Source organism: Rheinheimera gaetbuli, assembly GCF_054781935.1.
This window is the reverse complement of record NZ_BAAGTL010000008.1, coordinates 208241-230181: the sequence shown is the minus strand read 5'-3', so window position 1 is coordinate 230181 and position 21941 is coordinate 208241. Positions and strand designations below refer to the sequence as shown.

19 protein-coding genes and 1 pseudogene are annotated in these 21941 nt (G+C 48.9%); 13 read left to right on the top strand and 7 right to left on the bottom strand.

Going from position 1 to position 21941, the window contains the following annotated elements; genetic code table 11:
* Positions 1-42 precede the first annotated feature (42 nt).
* Positions 43-1509 (bottom strand): MFS transporter, encoded by a 1467-nt coding sequence (locus tag ACYVIC_RS07945; RefSeq protein WP_460858848.1) that lies wholly within the window; start codon positions 1507-1509, stop codon positions 43-45.
* A 203-nt stretch (positions 1510-1712) separates the two neighbouring features.
* On the opposite strand from ACYVIC_RS07945, the gene ACYVIC_RS07940 reads away from it, so the two are divergent.
* The 3 genes from ACYVIC_RS07940 to dauA all read left to right on the top strand — a co-directional run bounded on the left by ACYVIC_RS07940 (position 1713) and on the right by dauA (position 6452).
* Positions 1713-3419, top strand: coding sequence for an alpha-amylase family glycosyl hydrolase (locus ACYVIC_RS07940; RefSeq protein WP_460858846.1), 1707 nt, complete (start codon positions 1713-1715; stop codon positions 3417-3419).
* A gap of 118 nt (positions 3420-3537) precedes the next feature.
* Positions 3538-4575 carry an alpha/beta hydrolase family protein gene (locus tag ACYVIC_RS07935; RefSeq protein ID WP_460858844.1) on the top strand — a complete coding sequence of 346 codons (1038 nt, stop codon included), beginning with the start codon at positions 3538-3540 and terminating at the stop codon, positions 4573-4575.
* Between the two features lie 128 nt (positions 4576-4703).
* Positions 4704-6452: a C4-dicarboxylic acid transporter DauA gene (gene dauA / locus ACYVIC_RS07930; RefSeq protein WP_460858843.1), complete on the top strand. Its 1749-nt coding sequence runs from the start codon at positions 4704-4706 to the stop codon at positions 6450-6452.
* Between the two features lie 13 nt (positions 6453-6465).
* Here the strand turns inward: dauA and ACYVIC_RS07925 are convergent, their stop codons facing one another.
* Entirely contained in the window at positions 6466-8769 is a 2304-nt protein-coding gene (locus ACYVIC_RS07925) for a toxin-antitoxin system YwqK family antitoxin (protein ID WP_460858841.1), read from the bottom strand.
* Between the two features lie 111 nt (positions 8770-8880).
* Positions 8881-9912, bottom strand: coding sequence for a LacI family DNA-binding transcriptional regulator (locus tag ACYVIC_RS07920; RefSeq protein WP_460858840.1), 1032 nt, complete (start codon positions 9910-9912; stop codon positions 8881-8883).
* Positions 9913-10172: 260 nt separating this feature from the next.
* Here ACYVIC_RS07920 and ACYVIC_RS07915 point away from each other — a divergent pair, with 260 nt between their 5' ends.
* From ACYVIC_RS07915 to ACYVIC_RS07900, 4 genes are read left to right on the top strand one after another with little or no spacing between them, the layout of a single operon-like run.
* The gene (locus tag ACYVIC_RS07915) at positions 10173-11036 is read left to right on the top strand and encodes a MipA/OmpV family protein (RefSeq protein ID WP_460858838.1); all 864 of its coding nucleotides are present in this window, start codon (positions 10173-10175) and stop codon (positions 11034-11036) included.
* Positions 11036-11407: a DUF3019 domain-containing protein gene (locus ACYVIC_RS07910; RefSeq protein WP_460858836.1), complete on the top strand. Its 372-nt coding sequence runs from the start codon at positions 11036-11038 to the stop codon at positions 11405-11407. The genes ACYVIC_RS07915 and ACYVIC_RS07910 overlap by 1 nt, the downstream gene beginning before the upstream one ends.
* On the top strand, positions 11407-12096 hold the full coding sequence (locus tag ACYVIC_RS07905; protein WP_460858834.1) for a response regulator: 690 nt from the start codon (positions 11407-11409) through the stop codon (positions 12094-12096). The genes ACYVIC_RS07910 and ACYVIC_RS07905 overlap by 1 nt, the downstream gene beginning before the upstream one ends.
* A gap of 20 nt (positions 12097-12116) precedes the next feature.
* The gene (locus tag ACYVIC_RS07900; RefSeq protein WP_460858832.1) at positions 12117-13334 is read left to right on the top strand and encodes an ATP-binding protein; all 1218 of its coding nucleotides are present in this window, start codon (positions 12117-12119) and stop codon (positions 13332-13334) included.
* An 8-nt stretch (positions 13335-13342) separates the two neighbouring features.
* Here ACYVIC_RS07900 and ACYVIC_RS07895 read toward each other — a convergent pair whose 3' ends face one another.
* Positions 13343-14017, bottom strand: coding sequence for a DUF3334 family protein (locus tag ACYVIC_RS07895; protein WP_460858831.1), 675 nt, complete (start codon positions 14015-14017; stop codon positions 13343-13345).
* A gap of 392 nt (positions 14018-14409) precedes the next feature.
* Here ACYVIC_RS07895 and ACYVIC_RS07890 point away from each other — a divergent pair, with 392 nt between their 5' ends.
* Positions 14410-15588: a multidrug effflux MFS transporter gene (locus ACYVIC_RS07890; protein ID WP_460858829.1), complete on the top strand. Its 1179-nt coding sequence runs from the start codon at positions 14410-14412 to the stop codon at positions 15586-15588.
* Here the strand turns inward: ACYVIC_RS07890 and ACYVIC_RS07885 are convergent.
* A complete protein-coding gene (locus ACYVIC_RS07885; protein ID WP_460858828.1) occupies positions 15585-15737 on the bottom strand; it encodes a hypothetical protein in 153 nt (50 codons plus the stop codon). The genes ACYVIC_RS07890 and ACYVIC_RS07885 overlap by 4 nt on opposite strands.
* 141 nt (positions 15738-15878) lie before the next feature.
* On the opposite strand from ACYVIC_RS07885, the gene pyrC reads away from it, so the two are divergent.
* Positions 15879-16910: a dihydroorotase gene (gene pyrC, locus ACYVIC_RS07880; RefSeq protein WP_460858826.1), complete on the top strand. Its 1032-nt coding sequence runs from the start codon at positions 15879-15881 to the stop codon at positions 16908-16910.
* A gap of 24 nt (positions 16911-16934) precedes the next feature.
* Here pyrC and ACYVIC_RS07875 read toward each other — a convergent pair whose 3' ends face one another.
* Together ACYVIC_RS07875 and ACYVIC_RS07870 are read right to left on the bottom strand one after the other, a co-directional pair.
* Positions 16935-17129 (bottom strand): hypothetical protein, encoded by a 195-nt coding sequence (locus ACYVIC_RS07875; protein WP_460858824.1) that lies wholly within the window; start codon positions 17127-17129, stop codon positions 16935-16937.
* Positions 17130-17230: 101 nt separating this feature from the next.
* Positions 17231-17905: an ATP-binding protein gene (locus tag ACYVIC_RS07870; RefSeq protein WP_460859715.1), complete on the bottom strand. Its 675-nt coding sequence runs from the start codon at positions 17903-17905 to the stop codon at positions 17231-17233.
* 88 nt (positions 17906-17993) lie between these two features.
* Here ACYVIC_RS07870 and ACYVIC_RS07865 point away from each other — a divergent pair, with 88 nt between their 5' ends.
* The 4 genes and pseudogenes from ACYVIC_RS07865 to ACYVIC_RS07850 form a co-directional block, all read left to right on the top strand.
* A complete protein-coding gene (locus ACYVIC_RS07865) occupies positions 17994-18698 on the top strand; it encodes a TnsA endonuclease N-terminal domain-containing protein (RefSeq protein ID WP_460858822.1) in 705 nt (234 codons plus the stop codon).
* Positions 18691-20619 carry a transposase gene (locus ACYVIC_RS07860; protein WP_460858820.1) on the top strand — a complete coding sequence of 643 codons (1929 nt, stop codon included), beginning with the start codon at positions 18691-18693 and terminating at the stop codon, positions 20617-20619. The genes ACYVIC_RS07865 and ACYVIC_RS07860 overlap by 8 nt, the downstream gene beginning before the upstream one ends.
* Positions 20616-21506 (top strand): TniB family NTP-binding protein, encoded by an 891-nt coding sequence (locus ACYVIC_RS07855; protein ID WP_460858819.1) that lies wholly within the window; start codon positions 20616-20618, stop codon positions 21504-21506. Before ACYVIC_RS07860 ends, ACYVIC_RS07855 begins: the two co-directional genes overlap by 4 nt.
* Positions 21464-21928 (top strand): annotated as a pseudogene (locus tag ACYVIC_RS07850) (TniQ family protein); the annotation flags it as partial. The gene ACYVIC_RS07855 and the pseudogene ACYVIC_RS07850, both read left to right, overlap by 43 nt.
* Positions 21929-21941 lie beyond the last annotated feature (13 nt).

The window sequence follows — 21941 nt, the reverse complement described above, 5'->3', positions numbered from 1 at the left end:
AGAGCGCTCGAGATTCTCAAGTGCTCTGACCCCTTGAAAATTTTAGTTGGTGCTGGTTACTTCCTGCTCTTTTACCAGCCATACCGACAAGGCGCCCAGCACCATGGCGGCGCCGGCTAACATCACGATATACACTGCCTGATTTTGGAATACCGAACCTAAGATCCAGCCGGCAATTAATCCCGACACGATTTGCGGTGCCGCAATGGTAAAGTTAAAAATGCCCATATAAACACCGGTTTTCTCCGGCGGTAAAGCGCCGGCCAATATCGCATATGGCATGGCCAGAATAGCGGCCCAGGCAATACCGATGCCGAGCATCGGCAGCATTAACCCGAGCGCACCTTTGGGAATTTCTACCTGAGTAATCAGCAGGTTTACATGGGTCATTGTCGGGTCGGTAAAAAGTACAAAGCTTAAATACCCTAGGCCGCCTGCCAGTAAAGAAAACGAGTAAACCAACTTGCGGCCAAACAGGTTGGCTAATTTCGCCATGATTAACGAAAACAACACCGCAAACAACGAATAACCCGCGTACAAAATACCCACCCAGTCACCGGCAGCGCCCTTAGCCGCAGCAATATGTGCCGGTACGCCGCCCATTTGTGTAATGTAGCTACCGTCGTACCACTCTACGCCGACACCCCAGGTGTTTTGTGCAATCGCTGCAGGGAAGTAGGTCCACATAATAAACAGCGCAAACCAGGAGAAAAACTGCACCAGCGCCAATTGTTTCATAATCTTTGGCATACTAAGCATGGTTTGCCAAAAATCGCTTAGCTTCTCACCCAGGCGGCGTGATTTACGCACCTGCTCAGCCAGGGTTTGCGCTTCTGCATCCAGGCCTTTGTACGCATAATACTGCGCCGGCGCATATTCTTTGGTGCGAAATACTGTCCACAGCACGCTACCTAACAGCACAGTTGCGCCGATATAAAACGCCCACACCACAGAGGGTGCCACTTCGCCGGCTTTAGAGGCGTTATCCAGCCCCACTACGTTGGTAAGTACAAAGGGTAAAATAGAGCCAAACACTGCACCGATATTGATCAGCAAGGTTTGTACTGAATAGCCCAGGTTACGCTGCTCTGGCGGCACCATATCGGACACCAGTGAGCGGAACGGCTGAAACGTGACGTTAAAGGCAGCGTCTTTAATAGCAAAAATCAGCAAGCCAAATAACATCGGCGGAATAAACGCCACCACCATTGAGGCATTGGGTAGTAACATCATTGCCGCTGCGGCAATCACAGCACCACCGAGCATAAAGGGTAAGCGCCGGCCGAGTTTATTCCAGGTACGGTCGGAAGCGGCACCAACAATAGGCTGTACTAACAGCCCCATAATTGGCGCAGCCAGCCAAAATAGTGATAGTGACGATAAATCAGCGCCCAGATCTGACAAAATCCGGCTGACGTTGCCGTTTTGCAGCGCAAAGCCGATTTGCACCCCTAAAAAGCCGAAGCTAAGGTTCCAAATCTGCCAAAAGGATAACTTAGGTTGTTTCATATCCGCTCCCCGGATGGTTTTATTATGCTGTGTAAGCGCACAGATCGAACTAAGCTACACGATAGCAGGCATTCTGCGCAAAATTGTGCATACGTATTCATCTTGTTGTTGCACTATTTTGGCGTTATTACAAAAGCTTAAAAAGCATAGCAGTGCATCTGCGCTTTAATATGGTGCACCAACATTATTAGCACGGGGATAATATGAAAGCTTTTACCTTAAGCGCGCTGGCGCTGTCATTATTGTTGACCGGCTGTCAGCCAAACACCAGCGCGCCGGCGCCTGAGACAAAACCAGCGGCTACGCCAACCAGCATGCAAACTGCCAACCCCTGGTGGCAGGACGCGGTGTTTTACCAAATCTGGCCGCGCAGTTTTTATGATACTAATGGCGATGGCCATGGCGACTTTAACGGCATGACCGCCAAACTGCCGTATCTGCAAGATTTAGGCGTAACCGCATTGTGGCTGACGCCGATGTTTGAAGCGCCGTCGTACCATGGTTACGACTTTACTGAGTTTTATCAGGTAGAGAGTGACTACGGCAGCATGGCCGAATTTGAAGCCTTTATCCAGGCAGCCGACGCCAGGGGCATGAAGGTGATTCTGGATTTAGTCATTAACCACATATCCAGCGAACATGACTGGTTTAAACGCTCGGCCGCAGGCGAAGCGCCGTATAAAGATTATTTTGTCTGGCGCGATAGCATGCCAGAGGCCGGCAGCGGCTGGGGCCATGCCTGGGCCAGCAACGACAAACCTGATGCAGTATGGCATTACAACGCAACCCGTAACGCATACTACTATGCCGCCTTTGGCGCCAGCCAACCGGATGTCAACCTACGCCACCCGGATGTAGTGGCAGAAATGGAGAAAATGGCCAAATTTTGGCTGGATAAAGGCGTAGCCGGCTTTCGCTTAGATGCAGTGCGCTTTGCCATGGAAGGCGGGCCACTTGAGCAAGCTGACACAGGCGAGACTATCGCTTACTGGCAAAGCTTCAACCAATATGTGAAAAGTGTAAACCCAGAAGCCTATTTAGTCGGCGAGGCCTGGGTAGATATTCCGGTAGCGGCACGTTATTACGGCGACGGCACAGGCCTGGACCAGGGCTTTGATTTTGAAGTGGGTTATAAAATACTGGGCTTGCTAAAACCTGATGCCAGCGGTGAAGCGCAGTTTGGTACTATGCAGTCTAATGCGCAAAAAACGCTGGATGCCAAGGTGTTGTGGGACAACGTGCAACAACGTGTGCAATCGGTGGCCCCGCTACAGTTTTTTGCCCCCTTTTTAACTAACCACGATCAGGAACGGGTTGCCTACCAACTGCAACAACATGATGCCAAAGCCAAGCTAGCGGCGGCGATGTTATTCAGCTCACCGGGCACACCGTACATTTATTACGGCGAAGAAATTGGCTTAACCCAAGGCGGCACTGGCCACGATGTATACAAGCGCGCGCCTATGTTATGGGATAACAGCGTACAAGCCGGCTTTAGCCAAAGTGAGAATAGCTGGGTAGAACAACTGGAATTATTTGGCGACGGCTTCCCCAACTGGTATCCAGAGTTTCTGACTAAGCAACTGCAAGCCGAAGACCGCAGTGTAGCCGCGCAACAAGCACAGCCAGAGTCAATCTGGCATTTATACAAGCTGTTAATTGCGCAGAAAAAACAACGGCCGGAGCTAAGCACTGCTGGCAGTTACAATGTGCAGCAGTTGGAAAACGGCGTGCTGCAAATCAGCCGCGAATTAAACGGCAGCAAAACGTTGTTTGTACTGAATTTAAACGACCAGCCGGCAGATATTAGCGCCATTAGCCGAGACGGTTTAACTGACAGCTGGGCCTTTGATACCGACGGCAACACCTTAGCCGCACACGGCTTGCTTATATTGCAAAGCGCCAGATAGCCTGGCGCACCAGGTTCTCCCGAACACCGCCGGCTGGTTTAGCGGCGGTTTTTTAATTACTCCTTGCCAAGCAAGGGTTGTTAACTTACTGTATTTATGCAATTAACAAGGAGTGTCTATGAAAGTTTTTTTGATGCTGCTTAGCAGCTTACTGCTGGCTGCATCTGCGCAAGCTGAGACAGTAAAAGCAAAAACCGGCCCGGAATTATTGCCGGCTTTTTCTACAGCTAGCTCTTTAAAGCAAAACTTCAGCTGCTATATCGGCCCCTTTGCCAGCTATGACAGCTGGTTGGCTATGATGAGCAAAAAACCAAAGTTTAATGCAGCAATGTTTGGCCAACGCTTCTCCAGAACCGATATTGAACGGCGGCAGCAGACGCTGGATTGCCGGGTATTTGCTTATGAATCTGACGGTATTCTGGTGGAAGGTATTATGGTGCGGCCAAGAAATGTGGCAGCGGATGCAAAATTGCCCGTAGTGATATACAACCGCGGCGGCAATGCTAAAGGCGGCACCTTAGTTTATGGCGCAATACAGCACAGTTTGATGCCACTGGCAGAGCTGGGCTACATCGTAATTGCCAGCCAGTATCGCGGTGCTAAAGCCTTTCCAACATCGGCAACCGACGAAATCAGGCTTGATCAGTTTGGCGGCAATGACGTTAACGACATTAAAAACCTGCTGCCAATTATCAATGGTATGACCGAAGCTGACAGCGAGCGTATTGCGATGAAAGGCTTTAGCCGAGGCGGCATGATGAGCTACCTGGCGGCGCGCAATATGCCGCAGCTAAAAGCACTGATTGTTGAAGCTGGCGTAGCTGACTTAGAAGCCAGTCTGGCAGTGCGCCAGACAATGGAGAATATCTACACCCGCTTTATACCTCACTACGCAACTGAGAAAACGGCCCAGTTAAAAGCCCGCTCTGTGCTGCACTGGCTGGATAAGTTAGCACCACAACTACCAATATTACTGCTGCACGGCGATAAAGATGCGCGGGTTGAAGTAGCGCAATCACAGGAGCTGGCCAAAGCACTGGCTGAAAAAGGCCGGCCGCATAAGCTCGTGATATATCCGGGTGCCGATCATGATCTATACCCGAACCGTGCCGAGGCCAATGCCGAAACCGCCGCCTGGTTAAAACAATACCTGTAAGCCAATCGCCGCTGCAGCTGCGAACTGCAGCGGCACAAAAACAGTTATTTGTCAGACTAATAGCGCATACCGGCCTGTTTAACCCTTTGCTAAACTAACGCTACCTGTTCTGCTTCAGCGGAGTTGTGGTGTCTGACCGTTCCCACCTGTTTTCCCTGCGTATAGGCCATGCGCTGCGCGATGTGCTGGCCGAAGGCTATAGTCTGAATAAATTCGGCAAAGATCTGCTGGCCGGTATCACCGTTGGCATTATTGCGATTCCGCTGGCGATGGCATTGGCAATTGCCTGTGGCGTAGCACCGCAATACGGTCTCTATACCGCAATAATTGCCGGTTTTGTCATTGCCCTTACCGGCGGCTCGCGTTACAGCATCAGCGGCCCTACTGCCGCCTTTGTCGTGATCTTGTACCCGGTAGCACTAAAATACGGCCTTAGCGGTTTACTTATTGCCACGGTGCTATCCGGTTTTCTGCTACTACTGATGGCAGCACTGCGTTTAGGCCGCCTTATAGAATATATCCCCGAATCTGTCACTTTAGGCTTTACCGGCGGTATTGCCGTGGTCATTGCCACCTTACAAATTAAAGACTTTTTTGGCCTGCCGATAGCGGTTATGCCAGAGCACTATGTCGATAAACTGCTGGTATTAGCCCGGCATTTACCACAATTAGCCTGGCCCAGCCTGCTAGTGGCCAGCGTTACGCTGGCGGTAATGCTGCTATGGCCCAAACTTAAGACCATAGTGCCAGCGCATTTACCGGCGTTGTTTATTGGCACTATGCTGGCCTTGTTACTGCTGCACTTTGGCCTTGAGCTGGATACCATCGGCTCGCGTTTTAGTTACACCGCGATAGACGGCAGCAACGACAATGGCATTCCGCCCTATTTACCCTATTTTGACTGGCCCTGGTTACGCCCGGGGCCGGACGGTCAAATGCTTACCTTTAGCTGGCAGCTGGCAAAAGACCTGCTGGCTGCTGCCTTTGCTATGGCCATGCTGGGCGCGATTGAGTCCTTGCTGTGCGCAGTGGTGCTGGATGGCATGTCGGGCCGGCGCCACAGCGCGAATAGTGAGTTAATGGGACAAGGGCTGGGTAATATTATTACACCGTTTTTCGGCGGCATTACCGCCACGGCAGCATTGGCGCGATCATCGGCTAACTTTAAAGCCGGGGCGCAATCACCCATTGCAGCGATGGTACATGCGCTGGTGTTGCTGCTCGGCTTGGTACTGCTGGCAGAGCTATTATCTTATGTACCCATGGCGGCACTGGCGGCGTTACTTGTTATGGTAGCCTGGAATATGAGCGAAGCGCCCAAAGCACTGCATTTGCTGAAAACCGCGCCACGCAGCGATATTTGGGTGTTTATTACCTGCTTTAGCCTGACCGTGCTGTTTGATATGGTTATCGCCATTACCGCCGGTATCTTACTGGCGGCTTTGTTGTTTGTTAAAGAAATTGCCGCGATGAGCAAAGTGACTGATATCAGCCATAACCGCAAACAGGTAGAACAACCGATACCCGACGGCTGGCAGGTGCTGAAAATCAGCGGGCCGCTGTTTTTTGCCGCCGCCGAGCGCGTTTTTGCCGATATTGCCCGTTTAACCGGCCACAGCAAGGGCATGGTATTGTATATGGATGGCGTGCCGCTGTTAGACGCCGGCGGCCTGGCCGCACTGAATAAACTGATCAGTAAATGCAGTAAAAACAACACTGAGCTGCTAATCGCCGACTTACAGTTTCAACCGCTGAAAACCCTGGCACGCGCCGGCATAAAACCGCTGCCGGGCCAGCTCAGCTTTTACCCGACATTGCGCGAGGCGTTGGAAACACTGTATCAGCAAGCTGCAAGTAAAGAGGAACAAGACGGCTGAGCCGCTCCGCCGCTTAGCCTTTGTGTTCGGTTTTTATCAGTTTGCCGTGTTGATCAAAGTACTGCCAGTCACCCGACGGCCGGTTGCTGATATAGCTGCCCTGGCTGCGTACCTGGCCATTGGGCCAGTATTCCAGCCATTCACCTTCTTTGCGGTCACGCAGGTAATCGCCTTGTTGCTGCGGTTTACCGTTCGGATGAAAGTATTCGGCCTTGCCTTCTTTTAAGCCTTTAACATAGTGTTCCTGTTGCTGCGGCCGGCCGTTTAAATGGTACAGTTTGTAACCGCCATGCGGTTTGTCATACTCGTATTCAATTTCGCTTTTCAGTTGGCCATTGTCATAGTATTCCTGCGCTAAGCCATGTTTACGGCTGGCATCATAATGTATCGCTTGCGCCAAAGTGCCGTCTTCATACCAGGCTTGCCATAAACCAAACCACTCGCCGTCCCGCATTTTGCCGGCCAGCTTAGGTTCGCCGTTGCTGACATAGAATTCCTGATAATCACCGTTTTTCTTGCCGTTTTGCCAGTGCTCGGTTTTATGCAGGATATTCTTTGCCGTATAAAACTCCGCCTGACCATGCTGCTTATTGTCTTGCCACTGTGTTTTGTACCTGATGGTGCCTTCGGGAATAAAGCCGTAGGTCGGATCATCCGCCTGATAATAGTATTCAATCCATTCACCGGTTTTCTGGTTATTGTAGTAATAACCACTGCTGCGGCGCCGACCCTGATAATAAGTAACAAAACGGCCTTCGGTTTTACCGTCAACAAACTCCTGCTCTTTCGACTTTTCACCCTGATAATAGTTTATCCAGTTGCCGTGGCGCTTATTGTTAACGTAGTTGCCCTCTTCGGTCAGATCGCCGTTACCGGCCCAATACTGATATTTGCCGTGCAAAGCAAACTTATACTCTGATGGCTGTTTTTCCGCGGCATAATGCTCCAGTTTTTGCGGTTTGCCACTGTCATAGAAGCTCTGGTAACGCCCGGTTAACTGGCCCGCTTTACGCTCGCCTTCTTCGCGTAAAATGCCGTTCATATGCCAACTTTTAAAGGGCCCGCTTAACTGGCCATCGGCGTAGCTGTTATGTTCACGCGGCTCACCGGACGAGTAAAACGTTTTGCTCAGGCCATGGCGTTTACCGGCTTTGTACTGTGTTTCTTCAACCAGCTTGTCAGCCTGAAAACGCTTATGCACACCGTCACGCTCACCCATAACAAAAGCGGACAACTCTATCGGCAAGCCGTTGTCCTGATAGCTTTCATTTGCACCATGCAACGGAAACTGGCCGTTGGCGCTGCGTTCTGTGGTGTGGTAGCTAATGCGTTTCGCCAGTTCGCCGTTGCTGTGGTAAAACAGTTGTTCACCAGCGAACATGCCATCAATATAGTGTTGTTTTTGCAGCAGTTGGCCGTCGTCAGCAAACCATCTTTGTTCACCATGCTGCTTGCCCTGGTTAAACAGTAATGAGTTCATCAGCTGGCCATTTGGGTGAAACTCACGGCATTCTCCGTGCTTCTCCCCCTGCTGATAATTACACTGGCTAACCAAACTGCCATCGATATTATACTGCTCAGTTAAACCGTGGCGTTTACCGTTGAGGTACTGCACTTTAACCTCGATAGTATCCGCAGCAAAAAACTGCAGCCATTGGCCGTGTTGCTGCCCCTGCGCATCATATTCGCCTTGCAGCAACACTGCGCCCTGTTCGTTTTTGCTTTGATATAACCCGGTTAGCTGGTTGTTGGCGTAAGTCCACTGCACTGCTACTTCGCCGTTAGGATGGAACGTTTGCCACACACCGTGACGCAGGTTGTCCTGATAGGTTTCAACACTGCGTAACTTGCCGTTGTCATAAAAGCGGCTGACATTGATTTTTTCACCGCGCTCAAATTGGCTGGTTTCGATCACCTGGCGCTGGTTGTTAAACCGCTGCCACAGGCCGGCGGCAATACCGGCCTCATAGTGCTCAATTTGCTCGATGCTGCCATCAACAGCAAAGTACTGCCACTGGCCATGCTGCCGCCCGGCATGGTAGTGGCCGCTAAGCACCAGCTGATTACGCTGATCAAATACCTGCCAACCGCCCTGCACCAGGCCCTGTTCAAAAGTTGCCAGGGTGTAGCCCTGTGTGTCACGTACCAACCGGTACTCGCCCTGCAGCGCCAGGCCGTTGCTGAGATTGTAATACACATCAACGCCTTCAACCTTGCGCACATCGAGCATCCGGCTGGCTAAGGTTTGGTTGGCTATCGCCGAAGGTGTAATAAACGCGCTGAGCAGCATTACAATTGCATAAAAACGGGCAGACATGGTTTTGTTCCTGATTTACTGAACATTTCGGCGCAGGATATTAACACAAAGCAACAGCAAGGTAAGCAGAGTTAGTATTTAGTAAACCGTGAGATGCCGGCAACCGCCGGCTCAGTTAAGATGAAAACCGCAGGACTGCCGAATAATCAGCTTGGGTTCTATCTGGCTTACGCTGATAGGCTGGTTGTTAATCAGCTGCAGTAAGTTGTTCACCAGCAATTCACCAGCCTGTGTAGTGTCTTGCTGAATAGTGCTCAGTGCCGGGGTGGCAAAAGAGGCCACCGGAATATCATCAAAGCCCATTACGGCAATATCTTCCGGCACGCGCAAATTACGTCGTTTCAGGCAACGCATTACACCGATAGCAATTAAATCGCTGGCACAGAAAATAGCATCAACCTGATGGCCGGCGGCCAGTAATTGTTCAGTAGCGCTGTCACCGGCGCTTTCGGTCGATATAGCGTCAAAATGCGGCACCTGCGCCTCACTGATACCGGCCATATTCAGCGCATCAATAAAACCAAGGTAACGCGCACTGAATTCCGGGCTGCCCTCAGAAGCATTGCCGATAAAGGCAAACCTTTTGTGCCCGGTAGCCAGCAGGTGTTCGCCGGCTAAACGGCCGCCTTCACGGTTGTTGCTGCGCAGGGTAAATTCCGGATGGCCCAGCACCTCTGCGCCCCAGCAAACAAAATGCGTTTCCTGCGCCAGTAGCTTAGCCAGCTTTTCCTCGTAGTCTTTGTAATCACCATAACCGAGTAAGATAATGCCATCGGCTTTGTTGCTGTCTTCGTAATCGGCATGCCAGTCGTCACTTAACTGCTGGAACGATACCAGTAGATCTTGCCCACGTTTAGCGCAGGCACGGGTTATGCTGCCAAGCATCGATAAAAAAAACGGATTAATTAATGACTCATCTGTGGTGGGATCTTCAAACAACAATAAGGCTAGTGTGCTGCTTCGTTGCTGACGCAGGTTACTGGCGTTTTTATCAACTTTATAGTTCAGTTGCCGCGCGATGGCCTGCACCTTCTCGCGCGTTTCTTTGTTTACCTGCGGGCTGTTACGCAGCGCGCGCGACACGGTAGACTGCGATACGCCGGCCATGTAAGCAATGTCGAATGAAGTGGCTTTGTCTTTCATCTGAGTGCTCTGCTGTGACAGCGCATTTCATGTACCTTCGCCGTCCTGGTCAGCGGATTAGGTTGCCAGTGCATTAATATGGTGGCGGTATCATAGAGTGAATTGTGGCAGGTTTCAATTTTCATCGTAATTGCCATGCTATGGCACCAACATATACGGCTGATTCACAGCAAATTGTGAAACATTGTTATATTGGCTTAAGTCTGGCGACACATCTTGCTAAACTTGCATGGCTAAATTTGGCTGTCAGAAGGTGTAATGTGCATTATTGGTTTTTTTTGCTGTTAAGCCTGGCGATACCTGCGCAGGCTAAAGATGCTCCGTCTGACTGCAACACAGGCGCGCACTGCGTTACAGAACAACAACTGTATCTAAGTTGGGCGCTGGGTTATGGCCAGCGCAGCAATCCGCTGCATGACGGCGAACAACTGCCTCTGGTAATACTTCCGGATATCTATTATTACAATAAGCACTGGTTTTTTGACAACGGTGTTCTTGGCAGCAGCTGGCACCTAAACCCTCAGTTGACTTTTAGCCTGGTTGGTCAGTTAAATCAGGAAAAAGGCTATTTCCAGAAATGGTTTGCGGGTAACGCTTTCCAGTTGCGCAGTACCAGCGCCGGCATTTCCAGCCCGGTGCTAGAGAGTGACAGTTACGGACCAAAGCAGGCATCGGTAAAAGAGATCAGTAAAAGACCAACTGCCTTTGATTTAGGCATTCAGCTAGACTGGTTTAAAGACAACTGGCAGCTACAAGCCTTGGCATGGCAGGATATCAGCAACAGTTACAACGGGCAGCACGCCAGCATCAGTGCAGCCCGCTTTTGGCATACCAGCAGCGGTAAGTGGCAACTTACTAGCAGGATATACTGGAAAAGTAATAAGTTGATTGATACTTACTACGGCATTGATAATAATGAAGCATTTTATTTACCCCGTTATAACGGAAAAGCCAGTTGGCAACCGGAAATACGCCTTGGTTGGCAATATCCGTTGTCAGAGCGTGTAGCTCTGTTGGCTTTTTTACGCTATTTACATCTGGATGATGCAATGACAGACAGTCCGCTGGTGCAGGATAACAATGTAACAACCTGGTTCTTTGGCATAAGTTACCGGTTGTTTTGATGCTGGGCCCCTGGATCTTACTGGCACTGAATGGAATATCAGTCCAACACTCTGCAACTTGTGCCGAGCTATGTTGGGACGTCAGCCCACACATTTGTATCACTGAGCAACAGCAACAAAGTTGCCATGCTACTCTGCAGCTGCGCTGGCGCAGTGTCGCGCCCAAAAATCTATGTTTATATCTGGCCGGGCAACAACTGCAATGCTGGCACGACAGCACTGCTGGCCAGTGGCAACAACCGTTAGAATGGCAAAATGCCTTGCTGACGCTGCGTGATGCCGAAGATCAGGTGTTATTACAAACCGAGTTGCAAGTGCTAAGCCGCAAGCCAGCGCGGCGCCGGTTAAACAGCCCATGGAGTATTTTTTAATGGCAAAAATTTTGTTAGTTGAGGACGACACACGCCTTGCTTCTTTGGTGCAAAGTTTTCTTACTCAGCATGGCTTTAGTGTGCAACTGCAAACGCAGGGCGATGCGGTGGCAGAGCATTGCCGCCAGTTTCAACCCGATCTGGTGGTGCTGGATTTAATGCTACCTGGCCTGGATGGCTTTGGTGTCTGTCGACAGTTACGCCCTTGGTACAAAGGGCCGATTCTGATCCTAACTGCAAAGCAAAGTGATATAGACCAGGTGCTGGGCCTTGAGTTAGGCGCAGACGACTACGTTATCAAACCGGTAGAACCACGCGTGTTGGTAGCGCGCATAAACGCACTCCTGCGGCGCACACAAAGTCCGATAAAGGCAGATCAGCAAGAGTTACAATTTGGCGGTTTAACATTAAAACAACGGGCCCGTGAAGCCTGGTATAACCAGCAGCGGGTAGAATTGACAAGCTATGAATTTGATTTGCTATGGATGCTGGCACGCAACGCAGGCCAAACCGTGAAGCGCGAAGCAATACATCAGCAAATCATTGGCCGAGAATATGACGGTCTGGACCGCACCGTTGACGTGCGTATTTCGCATCTGCGGCGTAAACTGGGCGATAATGCTGAAACACCGTTTCGTATTAAAACAGTTTGGGGTAAAGGCTACCTATTCGTTGCTGACGCCTGGTAACAAGGATCGCCACCCCCGCTATGCAGCGCTTATTCTGGCATTTTTATCTTTTTATATTTTTAGTTCTGCTCGGGCTGGGCTGGGCAGTAGAACAATTGTGGCAACAATGGCAACCCGCAGCTGAACCAGACTGGCTGCAAAGCTATACCGCCTTGCTACAACAGCAGGTACAACTGCGCAATGCAGAAAACATCTCAGTTGCTGCGCTGGACACAAACAGGTTGGCAATTGATTCAGTTAGTTGGCTACCTGAAGAGCAGCAGCGGCTGGCAAATGGCGAAGTTATTGCATTGTTTGAGGTGGATAAAGTCTACTTCTATTATCAGTCAGCAACTGATTTGTGGCGCTTTGGCCCGGTAGCTCTGGTACAGGACGAAGGTGCAACCTGGTTTACGCTGCTATTTTTTGTGCTTCTGGCAATCGCTATTGCATTGTGGCTCTGGCCGGTGGCACGGGATATCGCTAAGCTACAACTAAGATTGCAGCAATTTTCAGCCAACCCTGATACCCAACTTAACCTGCCCGCTCACTCTTTCATTGCACCTATAGCCCATAGTTTTCAGCAAATGAGTGACCAAATCCGCGATTTGATTAGCCTGCAACGGGAAATGACCCACGCCGTATCGCATGAATTGCGCACCCCGATAGCCCGGCTTAGCTTTGCACTGGAGATGGCCAACCAATTACCTGAGACCGAGCGCAGCGCCATGCTGCAGGACGTGCGTGAGCTACAGCAGCTGGTTGATGAAATTCTCGACTACGCCAGGCTTGAAGCAGGCCAGTTACCATTACAACTGCAGCAGGTGAACCTGACTGAATTGCTGACAAACCTGCAGGAAAAGCTTTCACCTTTGCCTGGCGCAACTATTACTTTGCAATTGCCTGAAAGCGCAACTTACATTTGTGATGGTCACTATGTTGAACGGGCAGTACAGAACTTGTTGGTCAATGCAAAGAAATTTGCCCTCAGTCAGATTACTCTTAGCCTGAGGTGCGATCAGCAATATTGGTTGCTAACTGTTGATGACGATGGCCCAGGTATTGAGCCAGCGCAGCGAGAGCAAGTGTTACAGCCATTTTACCGCATAGAAGCCAGCCGCAATAAAAAGGCCGGTGGCTTTGGCTTAGGGTTGGCTATAGTGCAGCGTGTTATGCATTGGCACCAAGGCACTGTGCGTATTAGCGGGTCACCTTCAGGCGGCGCCCGCTTTGAATTACGCCTACCACTGCGGCGTTAAAACCAGCGTTACAAGCCAAGGTTTTTCAGAAAATCATCGTCTACATCGACGTCGGCACTTACAGTGTTCTCCGGCGTATAGTTTTGCGCGTTGGCCAGAATATCATCCGGATGCTGCTGCTCAACCTTATCGAATTCGTGCAACTGGATAAACTCGGTTTTGTCCATTGCCAGTTCCAGATAAAAAATATTATGCTCTGGCGTACTGAAGGTCACCCGACGAGCTTGTGGCTGATCCAGCTGAGTGTTAATCAGGATCTGCACCTGTTTATTTATCGCCATCATTTTAGGCTGGCTTTGGTTAATTGACGTTTGCAGGTCGTAACGCACAGTGTTAGTAAAATCACCCACTATCTGATTCATCAGCTCTCCCATTACGTTACCTACCTCGTCTGAGGTATGAAACTGTGCCAACTCAGACTCAGGCATGCCCATACTCATCAGGTACTTTTTATAAATCTCCATTGCAGCCTGCGAGGTAAAGTTAATAATCACCAGCCCGGAAAAGCCGCCATCAAACAATACAAAGCAGCCCAAATCGGGCCTTAGACAGGTTTTCTGGATTTTTTGTACCATCGGTGAATAGTCAACATTATGGTTGCCAGCACCGGCCAGCACTTTAGTAACTGACTGACATAAGGTCAGCAGTATCTCGTCGGTCGTAATAACTTTAGTTTTTTTCATGCCTTCTTCCTGTACTGCGCAGTTCACTTGAGTATAAGCGCTTTAACGTAATTCACTAGTGTTGTAGCAAAGAGTACTGTCTGAGTGTGTAATTCAGCTCACCGGTTGTTGCCATCTACTGCCAGCCTTCGTTAAAAGTAGCCTTTAGACATGGTTGCAGGAATAAGACCTGGTACGGCTGCTACGAAAACAAAGGATGCACCTGCAGCTGAACTTTAGCAACACAACACCCTGTAAGGATCTGTTGCGCTATTACAATGTTTTATCCGACCAAAAGCAAACAACTTAAGGTAATACGACACATCTGCTAACGTATTTTTACCGGGCAACATTAGGCCCAATGGCAAAAAAACCTTATCATAGCGCGCCGCAAACTGATGAGTTAACCACTGATGACAGTAAAACCCGCTGGCTGGACCATTGTATTACTGGCCGCAATCGTTGCCACTACACCGCTGGCAATAGACATGTATTTACCCGCTATGCCTTTGATGGCACAACAACTGAATACCTCTATTGGTATGGTGCAGCAATCGCTAAGTATTTTTTTAGCGTTTTTTGGTATCAGTATGATGCTGTGTGGGCCGCTGGCCGACAGCCTGGGCCGTCGGCCACTGGCCATTTTTGGTTTAACCGGTTTTGTTTTGGCTAGCATTGCGTTAAGCCTCGTTAGCAGTATTGAATGGTTTTTGTTCTGGCGCGCTGTGCAAGCCTTATGTGGTGCTGCCGCCACCGTAGTAGTTCCAGGTATAGTACGACATATCTATCAGGAGCACACCGCAAAGGGCATGTCATACGTGTCAATGATTATGATGCTGGCACCGCTGCTAGCCCCGGCAATTGGTAGCGGTATTTTGTGGCTGGCAAGCTGGCAGATGATCTTTGTCACGCTGGCGGTTTATGCCGTGTTGGTGTTACTGGTTAGTATTAAAGCGCTGCCGGAAATCAAACCGGCCAACACTCCGAAAAAAATCGCCTTGCTGGCCGGATATAAAGTGGTATTTGCAAACAAATCGGCGCGGCCAGACATTGCTACGTCGATGTTTGCCTCCTTTTCATTTTTTTGTTTTCTAACCGCGGTACCTTTTGTCTACATCCAGTTTTTTGGTGTAGATGAGCAGCAGTTCAGTTTATTGTTTGGTTTTAATGTACTGATGTTAATGTTGGCAAATCTGCTTAATAGCAGGCTGGTAACCCGGCTGGGGCCACAGCGTATGTTAAGGGCAGGTCTGGTAGTGGCAATAATCAGCGCCAGTGCATTAACATTGTTTAGTATCTGGCAGTTTGAATTGCACTATACCGTATTAGCGATAGCACCGCTGATGGCCAGTCTAAGCCTGATAGCTACCAATGCCGATGCGATGATCCTGATGAAATTCCCGGATAACAGTGGCAGTGCTACTGCGGTAATCGGTACCTTACGTTTTGGTATCGGCGCATTAGCGGGGCCTTTGCTGGCATTGTTCTATACCGGCACAACTGCACCTTTTGCTTTGCTAATGCTGGCAGGTGTACTGTTGATTGCGGTTAGTCAGCTATGGCACAGCTCTGACACCGCAACCGCAGGTTAAATTTTACAGGCGCCACCGCTGCATTCATCATCGTCGTCGCCAAACTGTGGCTCCGCGGCACGGTCCAGTTGCGCCTGTTGTTGTTGCTCAACATTTTGCTCTGCCTGAGCAAAGTCCAGATGATCAAGGTCAAAATCAAAATCTGACATTCTAACTACTCCGCTGGGGTTAACCTGCCAAAGTGTAGCAAAAGCGTAAGGCAGCCTAAAGCAGATTTAACCAATGCGCCAAACCCACTATATTGGTAGAATGGCGGCCAGTTTTCGCCTCACTGCCTGCAGGAGCTTTGCATGACCACGTTAACCATTCAAACCCCGGACGATTGGCATTTACATTTTCGTGATGGCGATATGCTTCACGAAACCGTGCCGGCCACAGCCCGTCAGTTTGCCCGCGCTATTGTAATGCCTAATTTAGTACCACCGGTCACTACCGCAGCCATGGCGGTAGCTTACCGCGAGCGGATTTTAGCCGCACGGCCAGCCCATAGTAGCTTTGAGCCATTAGTTACGCTGTTTTTAACCGATAAAACCACAGCAGCCGACATCAGCGCTGCAAAAGCCGCGGGTGTAGTAGCAGCTAAGTTATATCCGGCTGGCGCCACGACCAACTCAAGCGCTGCGGTAAGTGCACTGGACAGCTTATATCCAGTGTTCGAGGTGATGGCAGAGCAAGGCATGCTGCTGTTGGTGCATGGTGAAGTTACCGATCACGATATTGACATATTTGACCGTGAAAAGGTGTTTATCGACCGTTATCTGCAGCATATCGTCACGCGTATTCCAACGTTAAAAGTGGTGTTTGAGCATATCACCACTGCCGATGCAGCCGCCTTTGTCTCACAAGCATCGGCTAACGTTGCCGCGACTATTACACCGCAGCATTTATTATTAAACCGTAACGATTTACTGGTTGGTGGTGTGCGGCCTCATAACTATTGCCTGCCGGTACTAAAACGCCGCACTCATCAAGACGCACTGCGCGCGGCCGTGGCATCGGGTTCAACAAAGTTCTTTTTGGGCACAGATTCCGCACCACACGAAAGACACCGCAAAGAATCAGCCTGTGGCTGCGCCGGTTGTTACAGCGCGCACAGTGCAATTGAGCTGTATGCTCAGGTATTTGATGATTTAGGGGCGCTGGATAAACTAGAAGGCTTTGCCAGCCATCATGGCGCCGACTTCTACGGCCTGCCGCGTAATACCGGTACTGTTACGCTGCAAAAACAACAATGGCAGGTGCCAGCGGAGATTATCCTACCCAATGGCAACCCGATAGTGCCGTTTTACGCCGGCGAAACTCTAAACTGGAAGCTGCTTTAACAGCAGGCTCTGCCGCACTGATGTTTAGTGCTGCAGAGCGCTTTCATATTCCTGGTAAAACTGGTCAAATTCAGTAGCAGACATTTTCAGCACGATATCAGCACCGGTAAAATACAGCTCACCCAGATTTTCAAAATAGATCGGCTGACCATAACTTTTTGGCGATACAGTTCGCTCAGTTTTGCTATCCCGTAATATTCCTTTATCACGAATCCACATGTGTTTACCCTTAAAGTTCCGTTTTATGCAACGCAAAACATTTTACCGATTAAAGACTAATTGTAAATACATTGCAAACACACGTGGACAATTTAATAGCTTTAGTTTTTTAAATAACTTAATAATCTTTCCAATGCGCGGTAGCTGAGTGCTTCCATTAAATGTGCCCGGCTTATTTGCGCTTGTTGTTGTAAATCAGCAATGCTGCGCGCTACCTTTATAATTTTATGGTAGGTGCGTGCCGACAACTTAAAACGGTGGATGGTATCTTCCAGAAAACGCGCATCGGCTTGCTGCAAAGGGCAAAAATCGGCAATTTCACTGCCGCTTAAACGGGCATTTGCTTTGCCCTGGCGCGCCAATTGCAATCGCCGGGCGGCCAGCACCCGTTCGCGAACGCTGGCGCTACATTCTTCCTGCGTTTGTTGACTTAACATACCTTTTGGTAGCAACGGCACTTCTATTTGTAACTCAATGCGGTCGATGAAGGGGCCAGACAAGCGGTTTAAATAACGCATAACCTGCTCAGGCGTAGCGCGCCCATCCTGATGATGCCCGGTCGGGCTGGGGTTTAAAGCGGCCACCAGCTGGAACTGTGCCGGAAATTCAGCCTGGCGTGCAGCACGGCTAATGTGTACCACGCCAGTTTCCAGTGGCTCACGTAACACATCCAACACCTTGCGTGGGAACTCAGGTAACTCGTCCAAAAAAAGTATACCGTGATGCGACAGTGAAATTTCACCTGGCCGGGGAACGGAGCCACTGACATTTTCAATATATAATGAGAATGTATACCCTATATTGCCAGTATAGGTTTCTAATTTCTGATAACAAAACTCAGCAATAAATGATTACAGGTTTATAATGGCCAAAAATAACCGAGAACAAATCCAAGTCGTCCCAACTCAGGTAAGGGAAATTAAGCCTACCAGAAGGAGTGTGTCTGGTTATCACCCTTTTAAAGGTGAAGCTTCGGTGCCCTATGAATCCGCTTTGGAGCGCGATTTTCTGATTAAATGCGATTTCGACGACCACGTTTTACAAGTTATTCCGCAACCGGTGGAAATCCCGTTTACTATGCCTCTTGGTCGTAAATATACATACACTCCCGATTTTTTGGTTTACAGAAGCTTGTCTACTCAACCGTACCCCAATTACCTTCGGCCGTTGCTGATAGAAGTTAAACCCTATGACGAGTGGAAAAAGAACTGGCGGAAATGGTCCGCAAAATGGAAAGCAGCGAGACGTTTTGCCATTGAACAAGGCTGGGAATTCAGGATACTTGATGAATCAAGGATTAGAGACGTAACTTTGGAAAACCTTATGTTTCTGAGTCGATACAAGCGATTAGAGTTTTCGGATGAAGAGAGTCAAGCGATTGTTGAATCCGTCAGTGAAAGAGGCACTGTTGAGTTTCACTCTTTGCTCGCAAGGCATTTTATGGGTGCATTTCAAGCAGTTGGCATCAGCCATATATGGTATTTAGTCGCTGTTAAGAAGTTAAGATGCGATCTATCAAAACCGATCGGTAATTTCACTGAATTATGGGTGGCGAATACAAATGAGTGATTTTCTGGATGAAGAGCATAGCGTAATTCCTATACAGCGCAGCCTGGTGGACCCTCAGATAGGCAAGTTCGTTACCCATGACAATACCACCTATAAAATTACGGAGGTACTCGATTTTCAATCAGTGATTGCAGTTGAAACTGAGACTGGGCGCAGTAAGGCACTGAGGATAAAAGAGCTTCAACCTCTTATAAACGATGCTCCTCCCGCAGGTTTTGTGGAGGTAGATAGGCTAGCTATATCTGACGAGTCTTGGGCAATTGCTGAACAAAGATATTTTGCAATCAAGCCTCTGCTAAATATTCCGTACCTTACAAAACAAGATGTCGAGAAGAGAGCCAATGAAGTTGCTCAAAGCGTTCCTACGCTTTACCGGTGGATGAAGTTGTTCAAAGCATACGGTGTGGTTTCGGCACTTGTTCCTCAGAAAAGAGGCTGGCGTGAGGGGAAGTTGCGCATATCCCCACTCATGGAAACAATCATTGATGAAGCCATTAAATCAGTATACCTGACGACACAAAGAGCAAGAGTCCATAAAACTATTGAAGAAGTATGTCGTGTCTGTTCATTAAGGGGACTGACTGCCCCGGCTGGCAATACTATCCGGGCACGTATAGACATGATACCCGAGAAGCTTCGCTTAAGAGCTCGAGGGCAACGCGAGGTAGCAAAAAAGAAATTTACCGCTACACCAGGGCGATTTCCAAATGCTGATGCTCCTTTGATGGTTATACAAATTGACCATACGCCTTTGGATATCATCTTAGTGGATGATGAACATAGAAAACCCATTGGCCGGCCATGGATTACGTTAGCGATTGACGTCTACAGCCGAATGGTTACCGGATACTACGTTTCTTTCGACCCACCGTCAGAGGTATCCGTTGCAATGTGCGTTGCACATTCTGTATGCCCCAAGGAAGAGTGGCTTGTATTACATGAAGTGAATGCTGAATGGCCAGTGTGGGGGAAGCCTAGCAAGATCCATGTCGACAACGGCGGGGAGTTCCGTTCAGACAATTTTCGACAGTCATGCCTAATGCATGATATCAATCTGGAATTCAGACCAGTAAGACAGCCCCAGTATGGTGGTCATATTGAAAGATTGCTGGGAACGTTCTTGTTCGAAATTCATTCCTTACCCGGAACGACGTTTTCATCTATCAAAGACCGCGATGAATATGATTCAGACAAGCACTCGGCGATGACTAAGTCTGAATTTGAGGTCTGGTTGGCAGGCCACATATGTCGTGTCTATCATCAGCGCGTTCACTCTGCACTCGGAACATCCCCCCTCAAGCAGTGGGAGATTGGTGTATTTGGTAATAAAAATACCGTTGGCTGTGGCTTACCTCCCCGCCCAGCAAACCGTTTCGCTTTTATGTTGGACTTTATGCCCTATGAAATGCGAACAATACAGACTTTTGGCGTAACGATAGATAAATTAACTTATTATGCTGACGTACTGAGAAGCTGGATAAACAGTCCGGACCTTTCCGATCCAAAAAAGAAAAGAAAGTTTATTTTTCGGTATGACCCAAGAGATCTAAGCCAAATTTGGTTCTACAACCCTGATAGCGAAGAGTACTTCAAAATACCCTATGCTGATTTGTCCTTACCCCCAATCAGCTCCTGGGAGCTTCGTCTGGCGAAAGAGCATCTCAGAAGAGAAGGTAAAGCCAGTATCAATGAAGTTGAAATTTTCCAAGCCATCACTGAATTGAGAGCAATGGTTGAAGAATCTAAAGCTAAGACAAAAAGGGCGAGACGCCTGTCGCAAAGACGCAAAGAGCATGATAAAACTCGAGAGCAAATGAACCAGATCGCGGACCAATCAACATCAAAAACAACAACCGCTAAAGCATCCTTTGAACCCAACCTTTTGGATGACGATGTTGAAGCTTATGGAGATATTGCATGAGCGATCTGAACCACATTCATCCCGACTTCCGACATATCGTCGGCCTCTCGAATGCAGAGCGAATAATGTTCATTAATGAAAAGCGTTGGATTGGCTATGAAAAGGTACAGTTGGTTCTTGATACTCTCCAAAACCTAATGAATATTCCAAAGCGCACACGCATGCCCAATTTACTGATTGTGGCTGACAGCAACAACGGAAAGAGCACTGCTATAGAACGATTTAAGGAAGTTTACGGACAGGCATACATAAATGACGAAATGGATCCGGTAAAGCCTGTAATTGTCGCTGAGTCGCCCCCTTCTGCAGATGAGAAGGGGTTATTGGTATCTATTCTTGAACAGTTCTACACACCATATCGAGCTACCGATAATGCGGTGAAATTGCGGTATCAAGTCATACATTTATGCCGTACTTGTCATACCCAAATACTCATTGTTGATGAGTTTCACTCCCTTCTTGCAGGCACTGCTGCAAAACAGCGTGAAGTGATGAATGTACTAAAATTTCTGTGCAACGAGTTGAAAATACCTATCGTAGGTGTGGGTACACGCGAGGCCATAAGGGCACTTCATACGGATCCGCAGCATGCGAGCCGATTTGATGTGATAACCCTGCCAACCTGGGAGCTTGATAAGTCGTTCCAAAAGCTTTTAGCGGCCTTTGAAAAGGTGCTTCCTTTAAAGCACGAATCGAAATTACATCAGCCTGAAATAGCGACCCTTTTGCACACAATATCAGAGGGGAATATTGGTAATCTGCATACCTTACTTAGGGCTTGTGCAATTAAAGCAATTCAATCAGGAGAGGAAAAAATAACCCAAGGCATTATCCAGGATCACAAATGGCTTCGTCCTACTCGTGGCATCCGGGAAGTTCAGTTGTAGCCCTTAGTAAAGAGCTACAATTTCAGCTCTTACCGGACGAGAGTCTGTCGTCATTTTTAGTGCGTTTGAGTCATCAATTCGGAATGACGCCACTTGCTTTGACCGAGTGCATAGTTCCCGGCAGCAGGGTTTGGTCTATTGATACCGATCGATTGAAGTCGCGTTTCTTGAAGCCACTCGCGCGATGGTCAGGCATAAGTGAAGACGTTTTGTATCAAGCATCTATCCGGTGCTATGAAAATATAGCCAGCGTAGAGCAACAGAAGCAAGATCAAGTACGAGCTTGGTTCACCTCTTTAGGTGTTCGCAATAGAAAGCGTGAGACAGGGTTCAGTTACTGTCCTATATGTTTTGCAGAAGATCAACATCCGTACCTGCGAGTGCAATGGCGATTTGCCTGGCATACTGAGTGCGTCAAACACACTTGTGGTCTGC

Coding starts and splice junctions, on each gene's coding strand:
- ACYVIC_RS07945 (WP_460858848.1), bottom strand. CDS start 1,509: ATGAAACAACCTAAGTTATCCTTTTGGCAGATTTGGAACCTTAGCTTC.
- ACYVIC_RS07940 (WP_460858846.1), top strand. CDS start 1,713: ATGAAAGCTTTTACCTTAAGCGCGCTGGCGCTGTCATTATTGTTGACC.
- ACYVIC_RS07935 (WP_460858844.1), top strand. CDS start 3,538: ATGAAAGTTTTTTTGATGCTGCTTAGCAGCTTACTGCTGGCTGCATCT.
- ACYVIC_RS07925 (WP_460858841.1), bottom strand. CDS start 8,769: ATGTCTGCCCGTTTTTATGCAATTGTAATGCTGCTCAGCGCGTTTATT.
- ACYVIC_RS07920 (WP_460858840.1), bottom strand. CDS start 9,912: ATGAAAGACAAAGCCACTTCATTCGACATTGCTTACATGGCCGGCGTA.
- ACYVIC_RS07910 (WP_460858836.1), top strand. CDS start 11,036: ATGCTGGGCCCCTGGATCTTACTGGCACTGAATGGAATATCAGTCCAA.
- ACYVIC_RS07905 (WP_460858834.1), top strand. CDS start 11,407: ATGGCAAAAATTTTGTTAGTTGAGGACGACACACGCCTTGCTTCTTTG.
- ACYVIC_RS07900 (WP_460858832.1), top strand. CDS start 12,117: ATGCAGCGCTTATTCTGGCATTTTTATCTTTTTATATTTTTAGTTCTG.
- ACYVIC_RS07895 (WP_460858831.1), bottom strand. CDS start 14,017: ATGAAAAAAACTAAAGTTATTACGACCGACGAGATACTGCTGACCTTA.
- ACYVIC_RS07890 (WP_460858829.1), top strand. CDS start 14,410: ATGACAGTAAAACCCGCTGGCTGGACCATTGTATTACTGGCCGCAATC.
- ACYVIC_RS07885 (WP_460858828.1), bottom strand. CDS start 15,737: ATGTCAGATTTTGATTTTGACCTTGATCATCTGGACTTTGCTCAGGCA.
- pyrC (WP_460858826.1), top strand. CDS start 15,879: ATGACCACGTTAACCATTCAAACCCCGGACGATTGGCATTTACATTTT.
- ACYVIC_RS07875 (WP_460858824.1), bottom strand. CDS start 17,129: ATGTGGATTCGTGATAAAGGAATATTACGGGATAGCAAAACTGAGCGA.
- ACYVIC_RS07865 (WP_460858822.1), top strand. CDS start 17,994: ATGGCCAAAAATAACCGAGAACAAATCCAAGTCGTCCCAACTCAGGTA.
- ACYVIC_RS07860 (WP_460858820.1), top strand. CDS start 18,691: ATGAGTGATTTTCTGGATGAAGAGCATAGCGTAATTCCTATACAGCGC.
- ACYVIC_RS07855 (WP_460858819.1), top strand. CDS start 20,616: ATGAGCGATCTGAACCACATTCATCCCGACTTCCGACATATCGTCGGC.